Source organism: Blastococcus sp. SYSU D01042 (assembly GCF_054050515.1).
Genome location: NZ_JBJGZM010000002.1, coordinates 177,285 through 198,223, shown reverse-complemented (window position 1 = coordinate 198,223; position 20,939 = coordinate 177,285). Strand labels below are relative to the sequence as shown.

Annotated in this window: 23 protein-coding genes and 1 tRNA gene; 12 read left to right on the top strand and 12 right to left on the bottom strand. The window is 73.5% G+C overall.

Features of this window, described 5'->3' with window-relative positions; genetic code table 11:
* Positions 1–9: 9 nt before the first annotated feature.
* Entirely contained in the window at positions 10–270 is a 261-nt protein-coding gene (locus tag ACI79H_RS05140; RefSeq protein WP_456553299.1) for a hypothetical protein, read from the bottom strand.
* Positions 271–410: 140 nt separating this feature from the next.
* Between ACI79H_RS05140 and ACI79H_RS05135 the strand changes: the two genes are divergently transcribed.
* Positions 411–716, top strand: coding sequence for a hypothetical protein (locus tag ACI79H_RS05135; RefSeq protein WP_456553298.1), 306 nt, complete (start codon positions 411–413; stop codon positions 714–716).
* Positions 717–720: 4 nt separating this feature from the next.
* Positions 721–1,416 carry an esterase/lipase family protein gene (locus tag ACI79H_RS05130; RefSeq protein WP_456553297.1) on the top strand — a complete coding sequence of 232 codons (696 nt, stop codon included), beginning with the start codon at positions 721–723 and terminating at the stop codon, positions 1,414–1,416.
* Here ACI79H_RS05130 and ACI79H_RS05125 read toward each other — a convergent pair.
* The 3 genes from ACI79H_RS05125 to ACI79H_RS05115 all read right to left on the bottom strand — a co-directional run bounded on the left by ACI79H_RS05125 (position 1,413) and on the right by ACI79H_RS05115 (position 3,828).
* Positions 1,413–2,006, bottom strand: a complete 594-nt coding sequence (locus ACI79H_RS05125) for a hypothetical protein (RefSeq protein WP_456553296.1) — start codon at positions 2,004–2,006, stop codon at positions 1,413–1,415. The two genes, ACI79H_RS05130 and ACI79H_RS05125, sit on opposite strands and share 4 nt — an antisense overlap.
* A gap of 14 nt (positions 2,007–2,020) precedes the next feature.
* Entirely contained in the window at positions 2,021–3,160 is a 1,140-nt protein-coding gene (locus ACI79H_RS05120) for a zinc-dependent alcohol dehydrogenase (protein ID WP_456553568.1), read from the bottom strand.
* A gap of 122 nt (positions 3,161–3,282) precedes the next feature.
* Positions 3,283–3,828, bottom strand: a complete 546-nt coding sequence (locus ACI79H_RS05115) for a bifunctional adenosylcobinamide kinase/adenosylcobinamide-phosphate guanylyltransferase (RefSeq protein ID WP_456553295.1) — start codon at positions 3,826–3,828, stop codon at positions 3,283–3,285.
* 89 nt (positions 3,829–3,917) lie between these two features.
* Between ACI79H_RS05115 and ACI79H_RS05110 the strand changes: the two genes are divergently transcribed.
* Complete coding sequence (locus tag ACI79H_RS05110; RefSeq protein WP_456553294.1) at positions 3,918–4,763, top strand: SMP-30/gluconolactonase/LRE family protein; 846 nt, start codon at positions 3,918–3,920, stop codon at positions 4,761–4,763.
* Positions 4,764–4,794: 31 nt separating this feature from the next.
* On the opposite strand, the gene ACI79H_RS05105 is transcribed toward ACI79H_RS05110, so the two are convergent.
* Complete coding sequence (locus ACI79H_RS05105) at positions 4,795–4,962, bottom strand: PspC domain-containing protein (RefSeq protein ID WP_456553293.1); 168 nt, start codon at positions 4,960–4,962, stop codon at positions 4,795–4,797.
* An 80-nt stretch (positions 4,963–5,042) separates the two neighbouring features.
* On the opposite strand from ACI79H_RS05105, the gene ACI79H_RS05100 reads away from it, so the two are divergent.
* Positions 5,043–5,987 (top strand): pirin family protein, encoded by a 945-nt coding sequence (locus ACI79H_RS05100; protein WP_456553292.1) that lies wholly within the window; start codon positions 5,043–5,045, stop codon positions 5,985–5,987.
* A 9-nt stretch (positions 5,988–5,996) separates the two neighbouring features.
* On the opposite strand, the gene ACI79H_RS05095 is transcribed toward ACI79H_RS05100, so the two are convergent.
* A complete protein-coding gene (locus ACI79H_RS05095; protein ID WP_456553291.1) occupies positions 5,997–7,010 on the bottom strand; it encodes a TIGR03617 family F420-dependent LLM class oxidoreductase in 1,014 nt (337 codons plus the stop codon).
* Between the two features lie 9 nt (positions 7,011–7,019).
* The gene (locus tag ACI79H_RS05090; protein WP_456553290.1) at positions 7,020–7,952 is read right to left on the bottom strand and encodes an SDR family oxidoreductase; all 933 of its coding nucleotides are present in this window, start codon (positions 7,950–7,952) and stop codon (positions 7,020–7,022) included.
* Between the two features lie 161 nt (positions 7,953–8,113).
* On the opposite strand from ACI79H_RS05090, the gene ACI79H_RS05085 reads away from it, so the two are divergent.
* The 6 genes from ACI79H_RS05085 (at position 8,114) to ACI79H_RS05060 (ending at position 14,275) form a co-directional block, all read left to right on the top strand.
* A complete protein-coding gene (locus ACI79H_RS05085; RefSeq protein WP_456553289.1) occupies positions 8,114–8,518 on the top strand; it encodes a Zn-ribbon domain-containing OB-fold protein in 405 nt (134 codons plus the stop codon).
* Entirely contained in the window at positions 8,515–9,678 is a 1,164-nt protein-coding gene (locus ACI79H_RS05080; protein WP_456553288.1) for a thiolase C-terminal domain-containing protein, read from the top strand. The genes ACI79H_RS05085 and ACI79H_RS05080 overlap by 4 nt, the downstream gene beginning before the upstream one ends.
* Positions 9,675–10,313, top strand: coding sequence for a TetR family transcriptional regulator (locus tag ACI79H_RS05075; RefSeq protein WP_456553287.1), 639 nt, complete (start codon positions 9,675–9,677; stop codon positions 10,311–10,313). The genes ACI79H_RS05080 and ACI79H_RS05075 overlap by 4 nt, the downstream gene beginning before the upstream one ends.
* 113 nt (positions 10,314–10,426) lie before the next feature.
* The gene (locus ACI79H_RS05070; RefSeq protein WP_456553286.1) at positions 10,427–11,608 is read left to right on the top strand and encodes an acyl-CoA dehydrogenase family protein; all 1,182 of its coding nucleotides are present in this window, start codon (positions 10,427–10,429) and stop codon (positions 11,606–11,608) included.
* Between the two features lie 28 nt (positions 11,609–11,636).
* Positions 11,637–12,725 (top strand): acyl-CoA dehydrogenase family protein, encoded by a 1,089-nt coding sequence (locus ACI79H_RS05065; RefSeq protein WP_456553285.1) that lies wholly within the window; start codon positions 11,637–11,639, stop codon positions 12,723–12,725.
* Positions 12,726–12,730: 5 nt separating this feature from the next.
* Positions 12,731–14,275, top strand: coding sequence for an acyl-CoA synthetase (locus ACI79H_RS05060; protein WP_456553284.1), 1,545 nt, complete (start codon positions 12,731–12,733; stop codon positions 14,273–14,275).
* A gap of 118 nt (positions 14,276–14,393) precedes the next feature.
* Here ACI79H_RS05060 and ACI79H_RS05055 read toward each other — a convergent pair whose 3' ends face one another.
* Positions 14,394–15,953 carry a DUF222 domain-containing protein gene (locus ACI79H_RS05055; RefSeq protein ID WP_456553283.1) on the bottom strand — a complete coding sequence of 520 codons (1,560 nt, stop codon included), beginning with the start codon at positions 15,951–15,953 and terminating at the stop codon, positions 14,394–14,396.
* A gap of 464 nt (positions 15,954–16,417) precedes the next feature.
* On the opposite strand from ACI79H_RS05055, the gene ACI79H_RS05050 reads away from it, so the two are divergent.
* Positions 16,418–17,242 (top strand): class I SAM-dependent methyltransferase, encoded by an 825-nt coding sequence (locus tag ACI79H_RS05050; protein ID WP_456553282.1) that lies wholly within the window; start codon positions 16,418–16,420, stop codon positions 17,240–17,242.
* A gap of 317 nt (positions 17,243–17,559) precedes the next feature.
* Here ACI79H_RS05050 and ACI79H_RS05045 read toward each other — a convergent pair.
* Positions 17,560–17,632: transfer RNA gene (locus ACI79H_RS05045), tRNA-Asn, on the bottom strand.
* A 143-nt stretch (positions 17,633–17,775) separates the two neighbouring features.
* Between ACI79H_RS05045 and ACI79H_RS05040 the strand changes: the two genes are divergently transcribed.
* Entirely contained in the window at positions 17,776–17,985 is a 210-nt protein-coding gene (locus ACI79H_RS05040) for a hypothetical protein (RefSeq protein ID WP_456553281.1), read from the top strand.
* An 8-nt stretch (positions 17,986–17,993) separates the two neighbouring features.
* Here ACI79H_RS05040 and ACI79H_RS05035 read toward each other — a convergent pair whose 3' ends face one another.
* Genes ACI79H_RS05035 through ACI79H_RS05025 form a run of 3 tightly spaced genes read right to left on the bottom strand, consistent with a single transcriptional unit; the run spans position 17,994 to position 20,937 of the window.
* On the bottom strand, positions 17,994–18,548 hold the full coding sequence (locus ACI79H_RS05035) for a hypothetical protein (protein WP_456553280.1): 555 nt from the start codon (positions 18,546–18,548) through the stop codon (positions 17,994–17,996).
* Positions 18,545–20,425, bottom strand: a complete 1,881-nt coding sequence (gene dnaG / locus ACI79H_RS05030; protein ID WP_456553279.1) for a DNA primase — start codon at positions 20,423–20,425, stop codon at positions 18,545–18,547. Before dnaG ends, ACI79H_RS05035 begins: the two co-directional genes overlap by 4 nt.
* A complete protein-coding gene (locus ACI79H_RS05025) occupies positions 20,425–20,937 on the bottom strand; it encodes a hypothetical protein (protein WP_456553278.1) in 513 nt (170 codons plus the stop codon). The genes dnaG and ACI79H_RS05025 overlap by 1 nt, the downstream gene beginning before the upstream one ends.
* Positions 20,938–20,939: the final 2 nt, after the last annotated feature.

The following is a 20,939-nucleotide window of genomic DNA, read 5'->3' as shown; positions in this document are numbered from 1 at the left end:
CCCGGCGGCTCAACGCGCGGAGGTGAGCGTCTTCCCGACGGCGGTCGCCTCCTGGCACTCCGGGCAGGCGGTCCGCCCGGCTCCGACGCGCTGCCACTTCTGCGAACCCCAGACCTGCACGATCGCGCCGCACACGGCCAGCTCGATCTCCCCGTCGAGCTCGGCGGGGAGGCGGTGCGCCTCGACTGCGTGCCAGGGGTGTGCCTGCTCGGCGGGCTCGCCGCTGGACCAGCGGTCCGGGCGGGCGAACCCTACGGCGTACGTGTCCACAAACCTCTTGTGCCCCATCCCACAGCGGATCAATCGTGCACGATCGGGCGAAACCGGCCGGTCCGCATCCCGGCGCATCGGGGTGGGGATCAGGGTTCCGCCGGAGGCGGGCGGTGGCGCGGCCGCGCTACCGTCGGGAGATGGATCCGGTGAGCCTGCTGGTGGGCGGCGTCCTGCTGGCGTCCGGTTTCCTGGCCGGGCGGCTGGGCCGGCGCCGCCCTGCCCCTCCTCCGCCGGTCACCCCCGTCTGCGGGTGCGGGCACGCGCTCAGCCAGCACGACCGGGACACCTCGACCTGCTACGCCGAGCTCCGGCGCGACACCTACGACAAGCGCGGCCGCTGGTCCGGGCACAGCTGGGTGCCCTGCACCTGCCGCCAGTACGTCGGCCCGCGGCCGATCGACGAGGTCTTCGCCCCGCGCCTGCTGCCGCCGACGGCCGACTGAGGCCGTGACCGAGCCTCCCGCCCCGCCGCGCCGGCGCCGGACCGGTTTCCTCGCGGCCACCGAACCGGTCCGCGCGGTCGCCAGCGCCGGTGCGTTCGCCGCGGCCCTGCCCCTCCTCCAGCTGGCTCCGCGTGGTGAGCCGCACCCGGTCCTGGTGCTCCCCGGCCTCATGGCCTCGGACGCCTCCACGCGGGTGCTCCGCATCTGGCTGCGGCGGCTGGGCTACCCCGTCGTCGGGTGGGAGCTGGGTCGCAACCGCGGGCCGACGCAGGAGGTCCTCGACGCCCTGCCCCGCCTGCTCGACCGGCTCGCCGCCAGGCACGGCACGGCGGTGAGCATCGTCGGGCAGAGCCTCGGCGGCATCTTCGCGCGCACCCTGGCCCGCCGGGTGCCGCGCCAGGTCCGGCAGGTCGTCTCGCTCGGCTCCCCGTTCGGCAGCCGCGACGGCCGACCGCTGCAGGTGCCGAGCACCGCGGTCTACTCGCGCTGGGACGGCGTCGTCGACTGGCGCGCGTGCCGCCAGCAGCCGGGCCCGCGCAGCGAGAACGTCGCCGTGCACGCCAGCCACCTCGGGATGGGGCACGACCCGGCCGTGCTGTGGGTGGTCGCCGACCGGCTCGCCCAGCCGCGGCACGACTGGAAGCCTTTCCGGCCGCCGACCCGGATGGGCCTCGGCCTGCTCTTCCCCCGCGACGACTAGCGGCGCGGCCGCACCAGCCGGCGGACGCCGAGCACCACCGCGCCGGCCGTGGCGATCCACGGCCCGGCGACGACGACCGGGTCGAGCAGGTGGTGCCGGGCGTCCGAGCGGCCCCGCCGCGAGCGGAGCCCGCCGTGGGTGAGCTCGCTGCCCACCCCGGTGGCCGGGACGTCAGGACGGGTCGAGGCGAACGAGCGCAGCCGGTGCTCGGCCGCGTCGATACGGTCGCCGGCGACCAGCAGCAGCCAGTGCGCCAGCCGGCCCTCGCTGAAGCGGGCGTAGGCGTACTTCCGGACAACGCCGGAGAGCCCCTTCGGCGGCTGGGCGGTGCCGAAGACCGGGGTGACGAACGCGTGCTCGATGGAGCGCTCGCGCGGCCACAACTCCTGCTGCCGCTCGGGGAAGTCCCAGTGCGCGCCGGTGTCGGCCGGGTACTGCAGCCTCGGGTACGAGGGCCGGTCGGCCGGGTTGAGGTCGACGCCCCACCCGGGGATCCGGGCCCGCAGTTCCTCGCTGCTGGGCGGCGGCGTGCGCTTGTCGCGGACATAGGCGCTGGGGATGTCGCCGTTCCGGCTGGTCGCGTCGGTCATCTCGGCTCCTCCGCTCAGGCCGCGCTGGGCAGGATCAGCGGCTTGATGCAGCCGTCGAGCTTGCTGGAGAACACGTGGTAGGCCTCCGGGATCCCCTCGAGCGGGAAGCGGTGGGTGACCATCTGCCGGGGGGTCAGGAAGCCGTTGCGCACGTGCTCGAACATCCGCGGCCACTGCCGCTTCACCGGCGTCTGGTTCATCCGCAGGGTGAGGCCCTTGTTCAGCGCGTCGCCGAACTTGACCGCGTTGGGGATGGGTCCGTAGGCGCCGACCACGGAGATCGTGCCGCCCTTGCGGGCGCCGTCGATGGCCCAGTTGAGCGCGGTCGCCGCCCCGCCCTGGAGCTTGAGCTTGGGGCCGGTGAGCTGCTGGGTGAGGTTCCCGTCGGCCTCTGCGCCCACCGCCTCGATGACGACGTCGGCGCCCAGGTAGTCGGTCTGCTTCTTGAGCTCCACCACGACGTCGTCGTGCTCGTCGTAGTCCAGCGTCTCGGCGTAGGCCATGGTCCGGGCCTTCTCCAGCCGCTCCTGCAGGTGGTCGACGACGATGACCCGGCCCGCCCCCATCAGCCAGGCGGACTGGGCCGCGACCAGCCCGACGGGGCCCGCGCCCAGCACCACGACGGTGTCGCCCTCCGCGATCTCCCCGAGCTGGGCGCCGAAGTAGCCGGTCGCCGCGGCGTCGGTGAGCAGGACGGCGTCCTCGTCGTGCATCCAGTCGGGGATCTTCACCGGCCCGACGTCGGCGAAGGGCACCCGGACGAACTCCGCCTGCCCGCCGTCGTAGCCGCCGGTGGTGTGCGAGTAGCCGTAGATCCCGCCGACGGCCGTCGCGTTCGGGTTCACGTTGTGGCAGTTGGAGTACAGGCCGCGGGCGCAGAACCAGCAGCTGCCGCAGAAGATGTTGAACGGCACCATGACCCGGTCGCCGACCTGCAGGCTCTGCACCGAGGAGCCGACCTGCTCGACGACCCCGATGAACTCGTGGCCGAAGGTGTGGCCGATCCGGGTGTCCGGCATGAGCCCGTGGTACAGGTGCAGGTCGGAGCCGCAGATCGCCGCCAGGGTCACCCGGACGATGGCGTCGTTCGGGTGCTCGACGACCGGCATCGGCTTCTCTTCGACCCGGACCTTGTACGGCCCGCGGTAGACCATCGCTCGCACGGGGGACCCCTCGCGTCATCGCCCGGGCAACGGGCGTCCGGTGGCCCCCGGGTGTTCCGGGAGGCGCTACCGGTCCCGCACCTGCCCGACGACCGGCCCTGCGAAACCGATGGTCACCGCAACCGTCGCGGCAGCCCGGCGGTGACCAGCCACACGCGCGGGGTGCCGGCCGCCACCCGGGCGTTGAGGATGCCCATCTCGTCGCGGAAGCGCCTGCCCGAGGCGGTGGCCGGGACGATGCCGCTGCCCACCTCGTTGCTGACCGCGACCACGCGCCGCCGGGTGGTGGTCCACGCCGCCAACAGCTCGTCGACGGCTGCGGCCAGCCGGTCGTCCGCCCAGGGCTCGTCGGTCCACACGCCGCACTCGTCCATGACCCCGGCCAGCCAGGTGGTGAGGCAGTCGACCAGCACCGGCGGTCCGGCGACGCCCAGGACGGCCGGGAGGTCGAGGGTCTCGGTGGTGCGCCAGGACGCCGGCCGGCGGGACCGGTGCCGCGCCACGCGGTCGGCCCACTCGGCGTCGTCGGGACCGGGCGCGGCGCCGCAGGCCACGTACTCGACGTCGCGCTCGCCGGCGAGCAGCCCCTCGGCGTAGGACGACTTGCCGGAGCGAGCGCCACCGAGGACCAGGACACGACGGGGACGGCGCAGCTGCACGGGACGAGTCTGCCGCAACGGCAGCGTCGGTTTGGCCGGGCCGCCGGCCGGGGCACTCGGTGCGCGATCCACTGGGAGAGGACGGTCCGATGCACGCTGAGCAGATCACCGACCCCGTGGCCTACCACGGGGAGGGGCCGGTCTGGTCGCCCTCCTGGGGCGGGTTGCGCTGGGTGGACATGCTGGCCGGCGACGTGCTGTCCCTCGCCGAGGACGGCACGATCGGCCGCCGCCACGTCGGCGCGGTGGTGGCCGCGGTGCGGCCGCGTCGCGGCGGTGGCGCGGTGCTCGCGGTCGAGCGCGGCTTCGCCCTCGAGGATGCGGACGGCTCGCTCTCCCGCCTGCGCCCGGTCTGGGACGACGAGCAGGTGCGGATGAACGAGGGCGGCTGCGATCCCGACGGCCGCTTCTACTGCGGCTCCATGGCCTACGACCAGCGCCCGGGCGCAGGCACGCTCCACCGGCTGGACCCCGACGGCGGCGTCACCGCCGTCGTCGAGGGCGTCACGGTGTCCAACGGGCTCGAGTGGAGCCCCGACGGCTCGCTGGCCTACTACGACGACACCCCGACCTCGAGGATCGACGTCTTCGACTACGACCGCGTCCGCGGGTTGCACGGGCGGCGGCCCTTCGCCGAGATACCGGACGGCGGCCTGCCCGACGGGCTCACCGTCGACCGGGACGGCGGGATCTGGGTGGCCCTCGCCGACCGGGGCGAGGTGTGGCGCTTCACCCCCGAGGGCGTGCACGACGAGGTGGTGGAGGTGCCCGTCGGCATGGTCACCGCCTGCACCTTCGGCGGACCGGCCCTGGACCAGCTGTTCATCACCACGTCGCGGGAGAACCTCCCCCCGGGCGCCGACCCGCTGGCCGGCTCCCTGTTCCGGGCGGCTGTCGGCGTGCGTGGCCTGCCGGTGCGGGAGTTCGCGGGCTGACCCGGCGACGTCGCACCGGCCACCGCGGGGATCACGGCGCCTTCGGGATCATGATCCACAGCGCGATGTACACGAGCTCGCCGACGCCGAAGAGGCCGAAGAGCACGAACGCCACCCGCACCAGCCCGCGGGAGACGCCGAACCGGTCGGCCAGCGCGGCGCACACCCCCGCGAGGACCTTGCCCGAACGCGGTCTCACCAGTGTCGATGCCATGCCCTGCACCTACCCCGTGCCGCGGCGGGGGCACACCCGGGCGGAGGTGTGCCAGGCTCCCCGGGGTGAGCGAGGTGCAGGTCATCACCAGTCGAGAGGTTCCGCTGGGCGGGCCGCGCGCGATGAGCGTGCGGCGGACGCTCCCGCAGCGCGCCCGGTCGCTGATCGGCGCCTGGTGCTTCGCCGACCACTACGGCCCCGACGACGTCGTCCGCACCGGCGGCATGGACGTGCCGCCGCACCCGCACACCGGCCTGCAGACGGTGAGCTGGCTGTTCAGCGGCGAGATCGAGCACCGCGACACGACCGGGGCGCACGCGCTCGTGCGGCCCGGCGAGCTCAACCTGATGACCGGCGGCTCGGGCGTCGCGCACTCCGAGGTGTCCACGCCGGGCACCGGGACCCTGCACGGCGTGCAGCTGTGGACCGCCCTGCCGGAGGCGGCGCGGCACTCGCCCCGCTCGTTCGTCCACCACGTGCCCGAGGTGGTGCGCCTGGACGGCGCCGTCGTCCGCGTGCTGCTCGGCACGCTCGCCGGGTCCACCTCGCCGGTGGCCACGCACACCCCGCTGCTCGGCGCGGAGGTGGTCCTCGAGCCGTTCGCGGAGGTCGCCTTCGACGTCTCCCCCGGCTTCGAGCACGGGGTGCTCGTCGACGAGGGGCCCGTCGGCTTCGGCGACGTCGAGCTGGGCCGCGCCGAGCTCGGCTACCTGCCCCCGGGCCGCGGACGGCTGACGCTGACCAACCCCGGCGACCGGCCGGCCCGGGTGGTGCTGCTGGGCGGCGAGCCGTTCGGCGAGCCGGTGGTCATGTGGTGGAACTTCATCGGCCGCACCCACGAGGAGATCGCCGCGTACCGCGCGGAGTGGGAGGCGGGCTCGGAGCGCTTCGGGCAGGTGCGGGGCTACACGGGTCAGGTCCAGCGGCTGCCCGCGCCGCCACTGCCGACCGTCCGGCTCAAGGCCCGCTCGGCCCCGCCCAGCTCGGGCGATCCCAGCGCCTGGGGCTGAGCGCGGCGGTCAGGTGAGCCGGCGGCGGAACTCCGCGACGGCGTCGCGGTCGGTGCCGGCCGGCGGGGTGAGGTGCACCTGGTCGATGTCGGAGCCGTACCGCCGGCGCAGTTCGTCGGCGACGTCGGGCAGGGTGCCGACGACCGCGAAGGCCGCCAGCAGCTCGTCGTCGACGAGGTCACCCATCCGCGCCCAGCGCTCCGGGTCGGCGGTGACCGACAGCTGGTGGAGCTGCTCGTGCAGGTCGCCGCGGTCCCGCATGCGCAGCACCTCGGCGTACGCCGGCGTCGAGCCGTAGAAAGCGATCTGCCGCCGGAGCGCGAGCACGTCCTCGTCCGAGGCACCCGCCTCCCCCGTCACCAGGACGAAGCCCGGGCAGTGCACGACGACGTCCGAGCGCTCCCGCCCCGCGCGCTCGAGCCCCTCGTGCAGCGCCGGCAGGGTGACCGCACGGAAGAACTCCGGGGTGCTGAAGGCGTGCGGGATCAGCCCGTCCGCCAGCTCCCCCGCCAGCCGCGTCATGACCGGCCCCACCGCCGCGAGGTGGACCTCCGGAGCGGTGTCCGCCGCCGCCGGGCGGAACGTGTCGGTCATCAGCGTGTGGTTGTAGTGCTCGCTCCGGAACGCCAGCTGCTCACCGTGGTTCCAGTCGCGCCAGATCGCGTGCAGCGCCTGGAGGTAGTCGCGCATCTGCGCCGCCGGCCTGCTGCTCCAGGGCATGTCGAACCGCCGGGTGATGTGCGGCTTGATCTGGGTGCCCAGCCCGAGGACCGCGCGCCCACCCGAGAGCAGGTGCAGGTAGTGCGCCGCGTTCGCGGTGCCCATGGGGCTGCGCGCGAAGGCGACGGCGATGTGGGTCTCCAGCCGCATCTCCCCCGCGGATGCCGCCGCGACGGCGAGCGGGAGGAACGGGTCGTTCGCGACCTCGGACGTGGAGAGCGCGTCCATCCCGAGGTCCCGCGCCCACGCCGCCTCCGAGGCGACGTCGCCGGGCCTGCCCCGCAGCCCGTAGCCGATGCGCACCGCTGCCCCCTACGTCGTCGGGATCTGGCCCATGAAGATCGACGGGTGGAGCCCCTCGGCCAGCGGCCGGAACTCCTTCTCGATCTGCGCCGCCAGGTCCGCCGGGTCCCAGGGCCCGTCGGAGCTGATCCTGGCCCGGACCTCCGGGTTGTTCCACAGCGTCACGCCGTAGCCCGCGGCGCCGAGGGTGCGGCCGGAGATCCAGTCCGACGCCTCACTGGCCAGGTAGCTGACGATCGGCGCGATGTTGTCCGGCGACCGCGAGTCGTCGGTGGCGGCCGGCCGGTCCGCGCCGCCGAGCTTCTTCTCCTCCGGGATCGTGGCGGTGAGCCGGGTGGCCGCACCGGGAGCGATCGCGTTCGCGGTCACGCCGTACCGGCCCAGGGCGTTGGCGACCGAGGCGGTCAGGCCGATGACGCCCATCTTCGCGGCGGCGTAGTTCGGCTGCCCGGGCGATCCCTGCAGCGCCGAGTCGGAGGTGAAGTTGATGATCCGGTAGTGCCCGTCGGGGTTGCGCTGCTGGCGCCAGTACGCGGCGGCCGGCTTGATGGTGCTGAAGTGCCCGCGCAGGTGGACCCGGATGACGGCGTCCCAGTCCTCGTCGTCCAGGTTGAAGATCATCCTGTCGCGCAGGATGCCCGCGACGTTGACGACGACGTCGAGCTTCCCGTAGGTGTCCAGCGCCAGGTCGACCAGGCGCTTGCCGGTCGCGGTGTCGGCGATGTCGCCGCCGTCGCTGACCGCCTCGCCGCCCGCCTTCGTGATCTCGTCGGCGATCTCGCGGGCCGGGCCCTCGTCGCCGCCGGTGCCGTCCGGGTTCGCCCCGAGGTCGTTGAGGACGAGCTTGGCCCCCTGCTGCGCGAAGAGGCGGCTGACCGATGCGCCGATGCCGCGGCCGGCGCCGGTGACGACGACGACGCGGCCGTCCAGTTCGTTGCTCATGCCATGCCTCTCGGAAAGGGAGCCGCTCTACGAGAACACGTTCTACTACCCGGCCCGGCGGAGCCGCAAGGGTCCGCGCGGGTCACTTGACAAGCCGTCGCGGACCGGCCGACAGTTCGCGAGAACGCGTTCTCTTTGTGCTGCGGACGGAAGGACGGCCGATGCCCGGTCCCGAACCACTCCCCACGCCGGACACGGCGCCGTACTGGGAGGGAGCGGCGGCCGGCGAGCTGCGCATCCAGCAGTGCACCAGCTGCACGCGCCACTACTTCTACCCCCGCCCGTTCTGCCCGAACTGCGGGTCGGCGGAGGTGGAGTGGCGGGTCACCAGCGGCCGGGCCACCCTCGTCTCCTACGTCATCAACCACCGGCCGATCCCGCCGGCGGACCAGCCGCTGGTCATCGCCCTCGTCCAGCTCGAGGAGGGCCCGCGGATGATGACCAACGTCGTCGGCGTCGAGCCGCTGCCGGAGAACCTGCCCCTCGACCTGCCGCTGCGCGTGACCTTCGAGCAGCGCGGCGAGCACTCGATCCCCGTCTTCACCCCCGCCGGGGCAGCGCGATGACCACCACGTCCATGCACGGCGGCCAGATCGCGATCGTCGGGGCCTCCGAGACCGCCGAGGTCGGCAGCCGGCCCGACGTATCGGTCATCAACCTGCACGCCGAGGCGGCACGCCTCGCCCTCGCCGACGCCGGCCTCACCATCCGGGACGTCGACGGGGTCGCGACGGCGGGCCCGCTGGTGCACGAGATCTCCCACCACCTCGGCATCACCCCGCGGTGGCTCGACGGCACGATGGTCGGCGGGTGCAGCTTCCTGCTGCACGTCCGCCACGCCGCCGCCGCGATCGCCGCGGGTGCCGCCGACGTCGTCCTCGTGACGCACGGCGAGTCCGGCCGGTCCCGCGTCGGCGTGGGCGGCCGGGCGCCGAGCCCCGCGTCCGCGCAGGGCCAGTTCGAGGCCGTCTACGGCGCGCTCACCCCGTACTCCACGTTCACCGTGCCGGCGCTGCGCTTCCTGCACGAGCGCGGCTTCGAGCGCGAGGCGCTGGCCCAGGTCGTCGTCGCCCAGCGGGAGTGGGCGGTCGGCAACCCGCGCGCCCTCCGCAACACCCCGACCACGGTCGAGGCGGTGCTCGAGCAGCCCCCGGTGGCGTGGCCGTTCTCCAAGGACATGTGCTGCGTCGTCACCGACGGCGGCGGCGCCCTGGTGATGACCAGCGCCGAGCGCGCAGCCGACCTGCCGGCGGGCGACCGGGCGGTCTACCTCCTCGGCTCCGGCGAGTCCGCCGAGGCGCCGATGGTCTCCCAGATGGCCGATCCCGGCTCCTTCCACGCCTTCCGCCGCTCCTCGGCCGAGGCCCTCGCGACCGCCGGGATCACGCACGGCGACGTCGACCACCTCATGGGCTACGACGCCTTCGCCCACCTGCCGCTCTACATGCTCGAGGACCTCGGGTTCGTCGGGCGGGGCGAGTCCCGCGACTTCATCGCCGACGGGCACACCGGCAAGGGGGGCTCGCTGCCCATGAACACCAACGGCGGCGGGCTGTCCTACACGCACTCCGGGATGTACGGGATGTTCGCCATCCAGGAGGCCGTGCGGCAGCTGCGCGGGGAGGCCTTCGCCCAGGTGCCGGACGTCGGCATCAGCTTCGTGCAGGGCGTGGGCATGTTCTTCGCCGCGTCCGGCAGCCTCGTCCTGGGCAACCGGCGGCCGTGACGCAGCCCGCGGCGCCGGACACCGACGTCGTCCCGGCCGAGGAACGGTTGTCCGGGCGGAACTCCGAGGCGCAGGCGGCCCGCGTCGAGCGCATGGTCCGCGCCGCCATCGAGCTCGCCGGTCAGGGCGGGTACGAGGCCGTCCAGATGCGGGAGGTGGCCCGGATCGCGGGGGTCGCCCTGGCGACGCTCTACCGCTACTACCCGTCCAAGAACGAGCTCCTCCTCGCGGCCGTCCGCTACGAGATGGGCAAGCTCGACGACGACGTCCGCACCCGGCCGCCCCGGGCCACGACACCGGAGCGGCGGGCCGGCGAGGTCTTCGCCCGCGCCCTCCAGGCCATGCGCAACGACCCCGGGTTCGCGCACGCCGCCCTGTCGGTCCGGCAGTCGCCCGCCCCCTTCGGCGCGCACGAGGCGGCACAGCCCCCGCAGGGCACCGACTACACCCTCGTCGACATCGCCGCGCACGCCGCGTGGGGCCGCGGGCACCAGCTCACCGACCACCAGCGCCTCGCGCTGCAGATGGTGGAGTCGCTCTGGATCAGCGGCACGATCGACTGGCTCAACGGCCGGCTGACCGCCGACGCCGCCGCCCAGCGCATCCGCCTCGCCGCCGAGAAGCTGCTCACCTGACGTCCGCCGTCGGCTCCTTGACAGCGGTCGGAGCCCGGTATGACGATGGCCACACCGCGCAGGTAGAACGCGTTCTATCGACCGCCTCAGTCCCCCAGGAAGGCCTCACCAGCATGTCGACCGAAGAGTTCCGGGCCAAGGCCCTGGCCTGGCTGCAGCAGAACGCCAAGCCCTTCGACGAGAACGCCCCGGGCGGAGGCGCGACGCTCGAGGAGTCCAAGGCCTTCCAGAAGGGGCTGTGGGAGGCGGGCCTGGCCGGCATCACCTGGCCGAAGGAGTACGGCGGTCAGGGCCTCGGCACCGCCGAGCAGCTGGCGTTCAACGAGGTCGCCGCCGACTTCCGGATGCCGGTCGGCCCGTTCGTCATCGGCCTCGGCATGCCCGCGCCGACGCTGCTCGAGTTCGGCACCGAGGAGCAGAAGAAGCGCTACATCCCGCCGATGCTCCGGGGCGACGAGATCTGGAGCCAGCTGTTCTCCGAGCCCAGCGGTGGCTCCGACGTCGCGAGCCTGCAGACCTCCGCGGTGAAGGTCGAGGACGGCTGGCTCATCAACGGCCAGAAGGTGTGGACCTCCGGCGCCCAGTTCAGCGACTACGGCGCCGTGCTGGTCCGCACGGACCCGACGCGGCCCAAGCACCAGGGCATCACGATGTTCATCGTCGACCTGCACCACCCGGGTGTCACGGTGCGCCCGCTGGTCGTGGCCACCGGTGACGCACCGTTCAACGAGGTCTTCTTCGACGACGTCCACGTCCCCGAGGACGCGGTGATCGGCGAGGTCAACAACGGCTGGTCGGTCGCCGTGGCGATGCTGCGCTACGAGCGGGTCACCATCGGCACCGGCGTCCGCGCCCGCGCCAACCCGCTGGGCTACGACGCCCTCGTCGACCTGGTCCGCGCCCGCGGTCTCGAGGGCGACGCGTCGATCCGCCGGGTGCTCGCGCAGATCTACGCCAAGGAGAGCGCGATGCGCTCCTACAGCGCGGTGCTGCACCAGGAGGCCAAGGCCGGCGTGCCCATCGGTGCCCGCGGCTCGGCGGCCAAGCTGGCCGGCGCCACCTTCCCGCTGTGGGTCTCCGACCTCGTGCAGGAGATCTTCGGCGAGGAGCTCGCGCTGCAGACCCCGGACACCCTGCCGCTGACCCGCTCGATCCTGGCCGCCCCGGGCGGCGCGACCGCCGGTGGGTCCAACGAGATCCAGCGCAACATCATCGCCGAGCGCGTCCTGGGCCTGCCCAAGGACGCCGGCGTCGACAAGAACGTCCCGTTCAACCAGCTGAAGCTGTCCAAGTGACCGCCGCGTCCGCCCAAGGAGCGACCTCGTGACCCTCATCGACACCGACGACCAGCGTGATCTGGCGAGCAGCGTCAAGCGGTTCGTCTCGGGTCAGGCGCCGATGTCCGCCGTCCGCGAGACCATCGGGTCCGACGCCTCCTTCGACCCCGCGGTGTGGCGCCGGCTGAGCCAGGAGCTCGGCATCGCCGGGCTGGCGATCCCCGAGGAGCACGGCGGGGCCGGCGCCTCCTGGTCCGACCTGGTCGTCGCCGTGCGGGCGCTCGGCGCCGGCCTGGTGCCCACGCCGCTGCTCGCCACCAGCGTCCTCGCGGCCGGCACGCTGCTCGCGCTCGACGACGAGGACGCCAAGAGCACCTGGCTGCCGCGCTTCGCCGAGGGCACCGCCGTCGGCACGCTGGCCGTCAGCGAGCCCGGCGGCCGCGACTGGGCCGTCTCCGGCTCGGCCTGCGTCGTGGACGACGGCACGCTCACCGGCACGAAGACCGCCGTGCTCAACGCCGCGGAGGCCGACGTGCTGCTGGTCGCCACCGCCGACGGGATCTTCCTCGTCGAGAAGGACGCGCCCGGTCTCACGATCACGCCCGTCGAGTCGCTGGACCTGACCCGCGGCATCGCCACGGTGCAGCTGGACGGGACGCCCGGCCGGCTGCTGGCCGGGGACGCGGCCGCGGCGCTCGAGCAGGTGGTCGACCTGGCGAACCTGGTGCTGGCCGCCGAGCAGGCCGCGGCGACCAAGGCCTGCCTGGACATGACGACCGAGTACGCCAAGATCCGCTACAGCTTCGGCCAGCCGATCGGCATCTACCAGGGCGTCAAGCACCCGCTCGCGGACATCTACACGAACTGGGCGCTCACCGACGCCGCCGTCCGCAAGGCCTCGGAGTCGCTGGCCGAGGGCAGCCCGACCGCGTCGCTCGACGCGGCCGTCGCCCGGCACCTGGCCTCCAGCGGCTACATCGAGGCGGCGAAGCAGACGATGCTGCTGCACGGCGGCATCGGCTTCACCTGGGAGCACGACGCCCACCTGTACTACCGCAACGCCATCACCGGGAACGTGCTGCTCGGCGGCCCGGCGTTCCAGCAGGACCGCATCGCCGCGAAGCTGGGGGTCTGACGCCCGTGTATCCCGGGACCTGGGCCCAGAAGACGCCGGAGAAGCTCGCCGTCGTGATGACCGGCTCCGGCCGGTCGCTCACCTACCAGCAGCTCGACGACAACAGCCGGCGGACGGCGCACTTCCTGCGCGACACCGTCGGTCTGTCCACCGGCGACTCCGTCGTGGTGGTCAGCGACAACGTGCCGGAGACCCTCGAGCTGTACTGGGCCGGCGTGCGCATCGGGCTGTACGTGACGTTCGCGAACAGCCACCTGACCGCGGCCGAGGCCGACTACATCATCGAGAACTCCGGTTCCCGGGTGCTGTTCGTGTCGGCCAACCTCGCCGACCTCGCGGGCAAGCTGCAGACGCCGGGCGTGGAGCACCGGCTGTCCTTCGGTGGCGAGCTCCCTGGTTACGAGAGCTACGAGGCGGTGCGGGACGCCGCGTCGGACGCGCCGCTGGCCGACCAGCCGCGCGGCGACACGATGCTCTACTCGTCGGGGACCACCGGGCGACCCAAGGGCATCAAGCGCCCGCTGACCGGTGAGTCGGTCGAGCAGCAGAGCTCGATGTCGGCGGTGCTGCAGCTGCTGTACGGCATGACCGAGCACACCGTCTACCTCTCCCCCGCCCCGGCGTACCACGCGGCGCCGATGGCCTTCATGGCCGCGGTGCAGTCCCTCGGCGGGACCGTCGTGATGATGGAGAAGTTCGACCCCGAGGGCGTGCTGGAGGCGATCCAGCGGTTCGGGGTGACCGAGACGCAGATGGTGCCGACGCACTTCGTGCGGATGCTCAAGCTGCCGGAGGACGTGCGCCGCAGCTACGACCTCTCGTCGCTGAAGATGGTCATCCACGCCGCCGCCCCGTGCCCGCCGGACGTGAAGCGGGCCATGATCGACTGGCTCGGGCCGATCATCATGGAGTACTACTCCTCGACCGAGGCCGCGGGCTCCACGTTCATCGACTCCGCCACGTGGCTGGAGCACCCGGGCTCGGTGGGCCGCCCCACCACTCCCGGTTCGCTGCACATCTGCGGGCCCGACGGCGCGGAGCTCGGGCCGGGCGAGGTGGGGACCGTCTACTTCGCGTCGGCGACCGGCACGCGGCCCTTCAGCTACCACGGTGACGAGGCCAAGTCGGTGAGCGCCCAGCACCCGGACAACCCGGGCTGGACGACCGTGGGCGACCTCGGGTACGTCGACGAGGACGGCTTCCTGTACCTCACCGACCGCTCGTCGTTCATGATCATCTCGGGCGGGGTGAACATCTACCCGCAGGAGATCGAGAACGTCTTCACGCTGCACCCGGCGGTGGCCGACATCGGCGTCATCGGTGTCCCGGACGCCGAGATGGGCGAGCGGGTGGTGGCGTTCGTGGAGCCGGCTCCCGGCGTGGAGCCGAGCGAGGCCCTGGGGGCCGAGCTCGCCGCCTTCGCCCGCCAGCACCTGTCGGGCTTCAAGGTCCCGCGGGAGTTCCACTTCCGCGAGACCCTGCCGCGCACGCCCACCGGCAAGATGGTGAAGGGCAAGCTGCGGGACGAGTACGCCAGCACCGTGGGGTGACCACCTCCGGCGGCGGGCGCGAGCCCGCCGCCGGAGGTCCGGTCGTCGCTCGTGGTCGATCTGCAGCAGCTCGACCGGCGCCCCGTCCGTGTGCCGGGCAGCCGTCGACCTGTTCGGGTCAGAACGGCGGCGGATCGTCCGCCACTGCCGGTGGTGGTCCGGGTGGCTCGGTGAGCACGCGGTGGCCCGGTGGTCGGCTGATCCGGGTGACGCCGCTGGGGGTGAGGACGGTGAGCGTGCCGTCGTCGTCGAGGGTGTGGGTCCAGCCGGGGGCGTGGGTCTTGAGCCGGTGGTGGCGGCGGCACAGGCAGCAGAGGTTGGCGCAGTCGGTGGCGCTGCCGTCTCCGTGTGGCACGACGTGGTCGAGGTCGGCGCGTGCGGCGGGTACGTGGCAGCCGGGGTGGCGGCAGGCGCGGTCGCGGGCGGTGAGGTAGCGGCGTTGCGCGGCCGTCGGGGTGTAGCGGCCCACCGGCGGTGGCGCGCCGAGCAGCGGGCAGCCGCAGCGCTGGTGGGGGTGGTCGGGGCAGCCGCGGCGGGCGAGGCGCTCGAGCTCCTGCCGGCCGGTGACGGCGAGCAGCCGGCCCCGGTGGTCGGTGAGGGCGATGTCGAGGGTGCCGCCGGCCGGTGCTCGGAGTCCGCCCGGGCCCACGGCGTCGAGCTGGGCCAGCAGCTCGCGCAGGTGGGCGGCGGTGATCGGCTGCCCGTCGACGTCTGCCACCGGTGCTTCGGCTCCCGGCCGGCGGTAGGCGGCGGGCAGCGGGGCGCCGCCGTCGAGGAACCTGCCGACGGTGAGCGCGTCGAGCGGGGCGATGACGGTCAGGTGCGCGGTGACCGGTGGCTGCTGCTGCCAGGGCCGCAGCAGCAGGTCCAGGCCCGCGCTGACCCGCAGCACGCCGATCGGGCGGCGGTCACCGGCGGCCTGGGCGGTGCGGGCGTGCGCGTCCAGGGTGCGGCGGCAGGCGACCGCCTCGGGGTGCGGCATCCGCAGGGCCAGCTCGCTCATGCCGTTGCCGATCCGCCGGATCGTCACGTCGGCGGCCTGGCGGGCCTGTTTCCGGCGCCGGTCGGCGGCGGCCTGGTCGCGGGCGGCCAGCTCGCGGTGCACCCGCTCCCGCAGGCCCCGGATCGACTGGCCGCCCGCGACCGGTAGCACCGCGGCCTCGACCGCGGCGACGACGGCCGGGTCGCTGTCATCGGCGGGGCGGCCCAGCTCCGCGGCGATCGCCCGGGCACGCGGCCAGTCCAGCGCCCCGGCGGCCAGCGCCGCCCACGTGCACGGCAGCCGGGTGGACAGCACGTGCGCGTGGTCCAGCAGCGTCACCGCCGCCGCCCGGCTGACCCCCAGGATCAGCGCCAGCTCGTCCAGGGCGAACTCGCTGGTCCCGGCCGGCCCGTGCTCGGCCTCACCGGCCCGCCCCGGCCGGACATCGTCGCCGACCGGGGGGGCCGCGGCGATGTCGAGCGCCAGCTCCAGCTTCAGCGACGCCAGCTTCGCCTCGGCCGCCGTCACCTGCTGCAGGAAACCCGCCGACTCCGCCGACGACCGGCGACGCGGCAGCCACTCGGCCAGCCGCTCCACCCGCGGCCCGGGATCCGGATCGGCCGGCGCCCACGGCGAGGGCGCGGCATCGACCGGCACCACGGTCACACCGACCGCGAACGCGCCCCTCGATGCCATGACCCCACGCTAGGCGCGGGGTACGACACTTCCGGGCCGCTGACCAGCGTCGAGGGCGGCCGATCCTCCGGGCTCGACCCCCGGACGCAGAAGACCCCGACCGGATGGCCGAGGTCCTCGATGAGGCGCTTCCCCGACTGCCCCTCCCCTCCCGGCGGAGGGCCGAGCAGGCGCCTCACTCGCCGAGCGCCTCGATGCCTCCCCGCGCCTCGCGACAGACGTCGCCTTGGCGGGCATGGAAAGGTCTGTACGTGAGGCACCAGCGGGCGACACCATCGACCCGTAGAGGAGTACAAGGCCCAAGAGGTCCAGGCCCCCAGTGAGCCAAGTGGTTGAGCTGGGGCGGGGAAAGCAGGCGCCGTCCGCCGACCATTTCTTCTCTACGGTGAACCACTCCGGCTCAGGAGCGAGGAGGAGATGGCCATGCTTCTCGAGTCCTTCATCCGAGGTGCCGGGAGTCCTCGATGACTACCGCGGTCGCCGAGCACTGGGCCAGCGGGGATGTCTACGGTCGAATCATCACCGCGCTCCACGCGGCCGGGAAGTCACTCGACGCGCTGACCATCGAGGACCTCGCCCCGGTCGACCACTTCCACGCTCGCGGGTTACCGGCCACGATCGAGCTCGGCGACTCCCTTCCAGCGAGGGCCGGGGACCACTTGCTCGACGTGGGTTGCGGGCTCGGGGGGCCGGCGCGCTACTTCGCCCGGCGCTTCGGTTGCCGGGTCAGCGGCATCGACGTGACCGGGCCGTTCATCGACGCCGGCCGGCGGCTGACGGAGTTGCTCGGGATGGGGGCAGTGGTCGACCTGCGACAGGGGGACGGTCAGGCCCTGCCATACGGCGACGAAACGTTTGACGGCGGCTACGCCCAGCACGTCACGATGAACGTGCCGGACCGGCCCTCCCTCTTCGGTGAGGCCTGGCGGGTGATCCGACCTGGTGGATTCTTCGCGATCACGGAACACGGCCGAGGGAACGCGGGTCCGACATACCACCCGGTGCCCTGGTCGGAGGACGGCCGAGGGGAGTTCCTCGTGACGCCCGAGGAGACCGTAGAACTCCTCGGCGCAGCGGGTTTCGTCGACATCGACGTCACCGACACCGGCCAGGACGACCTGCAGAGATACCGGGCGACCCTGGCACTGGCGGAACGTGGCGAACTGCCGGCCCTCGGCCTGCATGTGCTCATGGGGCCTGGGGCTGTTGAGAAGTGGCGCAACTCGGCCCGCAACATCGAGGAGGGCCGCACGCATCCGGTGAGGGTGATCTGCCGTAAGCCAGGATGAGGTCTGCGTCTGGGGTTGCTCGCCGGCTCAACCATCGAGTACCTGCGCGGCGACCGAACCGATCAACCGAGCGGGTCCGGTCCGACGGGCGGCGCTGACGCGCACCGAAGGGCTGAGGACCAGAGATGGTCCTACCCCGAGGATCTCAGCGCGGGTCGGCGGCTTGCTGCCGGACGAGGAGCACGAAAGGCCGACCTGGCCCGCCAGATGTTGCGCGTTCGAACTCGATGTCCGCGTCAGGCAGGAGGCACATTCGGATCACGATCCGTCGCAACGGCGACGTGCGGAGGGGCCTCAAGCGGCTGACCCGGGTTTTGCTCCCCCGACTGGACTTGAACCAGTAACCCTGCGATTAACAGTCGCATGCTCTGCCAATTGAGCTACGGGGGACGAGCGGGCGCGAGCACCCGCTGGCCCGACGAGACTACCGCAACGCCCGCAGCCTCCCTCAGCCCCCTCGGCCGTGTCCGGTGGCGATGATCCTCACAGGTACCGTCATCGACTGTTCCGCTGTCGTTGCCCTGGAGGTCCCCGTGGCGAAGCTGTCGTTCCTCGCCGGTTTCGGTGCCGGTTACGTGCTCGGCGCACGGGCCGGCCGCGAGCGCTACGAGCAGATCCGGCGCGGCTGGGACCGCGCCAAGGACGACCCGCGCCTGCAGAGCCTCGCCGGCATGGCGCAGGCCCGCGCCGACGACGCCGTCTCCTCGATCCGCGCCAAGATGGGCAGCGACGCCCCCCGCTGAGCCCCGGCTCAGTCCGGCTGCTCCGCGGCCACCAGGTCGGCCAGCTTCTGCCGCGCCGTCTCGCGGGCGACCGGGTCGGCGCGGTCGGCGTCGTCGTCGAACACCACGGTCCACTCCCGCCCGGCCTGACCGGGGATCCGCCGGGCCACCAGCAGCACACCTCCGCGGCCGGGCAGCGGCGACCGCTGGCTCGCCACGACCGTCTGGTCGACCCGCCGGCGGACCACGCTCGGCAGGTCACCGGCGTCGGCCAGCGCGTGCCGCTGCACCGGTAGCCGCGCCTGCACGCCCGGCTCCACCTCGGCCAGCGGCGTGACCAGGAACGTGCCGCCGGTCTCGCCGGCCGCCGTCCACTTCGCCGAGGCGATCTCGTGCCACGGCAGCGGGCCGTCGACGACGCCGTCGGCACCCAGCCGGCGCAAGCCGCGGTCGGTGGCCACCAGCCAGCCCTCGTCCCGGGTGAGCGCGCCCCACGCCAGCGGCTGCTCGCCGTCGGCCAGCCCCGCACGCACCGCCTCGGGTGCGCGGGCGAAGCGCCGCCGCAGCCCGTCGAGCAGGCTCATCCCAGCCCCCCGATGGCGCGCTTGCGCAGCGAGATCGCCAGCTGCTCGAGGTCCATCAGCTGCTTGAACGCCTTCATGTACTCGTCGCCGCTCTCGACCGGGTTCATCCGCTGGAGCCGGCCCTTCAGCACGGCGATCTGGCGGACCGTCGCCATCTCCTGCAGTCGCGCCATGACCGCGCCGACGTAGCCGGCGTCGGCCTCGCCCCGGGAGCGCAGCGGCTCGACCGCCAGCGCGGTCAGCTGGGGGCGGGCGCTCTCCCGGTCGCAGTGCTCGGCGACCAGGTCCAGCCAGGCCGGGCCGGTGACCGTCGCCCCGGCCGCTCCACCGGTGGCGGCGACCGCCGCGGCCACGGCGGCGAGGTCGGGGTCGGTGTAGGCCTCGGCCGGCACCGCGTCGAAGGCCGGGCCGGCGAGCTCGGGCACCTGCAGCGCCGCCTTGACCGCCTCCCGCTCGACGGCCAGCGCGGCGTCGTCCGGGGTGCGCTGCGGCGCGCGCGGCCGGCCGCGGGCGGGCGCCTGCCCCTCCCCCGTGTGCCGGCGCACCCGCGCGAGCACGTCGGCCTCGTCGGTGTCGCCGATCAGCGCGGCCAGCCGCCGGGCGTAGGCCGGGCGCAGCGCGTGGTCCTTGATCTGCGCGAGCAGCGGCGCGGTCTTCTCGAGCGCCGCGACCCGCCCCTCGACCGTGTCCAGGTCGTAGTCGGCCAGCGTCGTCTTGAGCACGAACTCGATCAGCGGCGAGCGGCGCGCGATGAGGTCGCGCACCGCGGCGTCCCCCTGCTCCTGGCGCAGCTCGCACGGGTCGCGGCCGTCGGGCTCGACGGCCACGAAGGTCTGCGCCACGAAGCGCTGGTCCTCCTTGAACGTCTTCATCGCGGCCGCCTGGCCGGCGGCGTCCCCGTCGAAGGTGTAGACGACCTCTCCGCGGAACTCGTCCTGGTCCATCAGCAGCCGGCGCAGCACGCTGATGTGCTCACCGCCGAAGGCCGTGCCGCACGAGGCGACGGCGGTGGTGACGCCGGCCAGGTGGCAGGCCATGACGTCGGTGTACCCCTCGACGACGACGGCCTGGTGCCGCTTGGCGATGTCCCGCTTGGCCCGCTCGATCCCGTAGAGGACGGTGCTCTTCTTGTAGAGCGGGGTCTCGGGGGTGTTCAGGTACTTCGGGCCGGGGTCGTCGTCCATCAGCTTCCGTGCGCCGAAGCCGATGACGTCGCCGGTGATGTCGCGGATGGGCCACACCAGCCTGCGGTGGAAGCGGTCGATCAGCGTGCCGCGGGAGGACTCCTTGGCCAGCCCGCCGGTGACCAGCTCGTTCTGCGTGAAGCCGGCCCCCCGCAGGTGGCGGGTGAGCGCGTCCCAGCCGCCCGGGGCGAACCCGCAGCCGAAGTCGAGCGCCACCTGCCGGTCGAAGCCGCGCTCGGCGAGGAACTGGCGGGCCGGTGCCGCGTCGGGCGTGCCCAGCTGCTCGGCGAAGAACGCCGCCGCCGCGGTGTTGGCGGCGACCAGCCGCGCGCGCTGACCCACCGAGGCGCGGTCGGGCCCGGCCGTGGGCCGCCCGCCGTCGTCCTCGTACTTGAGCTCGATGTTCGCCCGGCCGGCCAGCAGCTCGACGGCCTCGGAGAAGGAGAGGTGGTCGATCTGCTGGATGAAGGAGATGACGTCGCCGCCCACCCCGCAGCCGAAGCAGTGGAAGAGCCCGCGGCTGGGGGTCACCTGGAACGACGGGGACTTCTCGTCGTGGAAGGGGCACAGCCCCTTCAGGCTGCCGCCGCCGGCGTTCTTGAGCTGCAGGTGCTCGCCGACGATCTCGTCGATGCGGGACCGCTCGCGCACCAGCGCGATGTCGGCCGCCCGGATGCGTCCCCGGCCGGCCATCAGGAGCTGCCCCCGACCACGGCGGCACCGGTCGCCGCGGTGAGCGCGGCGTCGTTGCGCCGGGTGATCACCAGCTCCAGCCACAGCAGGAAGACCCGGTGCTCCAGCGGCACCTGCGGTGACGCCTCGAGCGTCGGCTGCGGGGACCACCCGCCGGTCGAGTCGCTGCGGGCGACCTCCTGCCCACCGGAGAGGTAGCGGTGGGTGCCCTTCCAGTGGGACAGGGTCTCGACCTCCACGGTGGTGCCGTCGAGCTCCGCGGCCCAGGTGCCCTTCCAGAACGACGTCTGCCGGGCCCGCAGCCGCGCGGTGTCATCGGGGTCGACCGCCCAGCGCGCCGTCACCTCGCTCTTGCGCTTGCTGAACAGCCACTCGCGCTCGCCGATGGACGCGGTGGCCTGCTCCTTCCAGTTCGACGCCTGGAGGGTGGCCACGACCGCGCCGTCGGCCAGCACCGGCAGGACGCCCCTGCCGACGCCGTGCGCGCCGGCCTTGCCCAGTTGCAGCACCATGC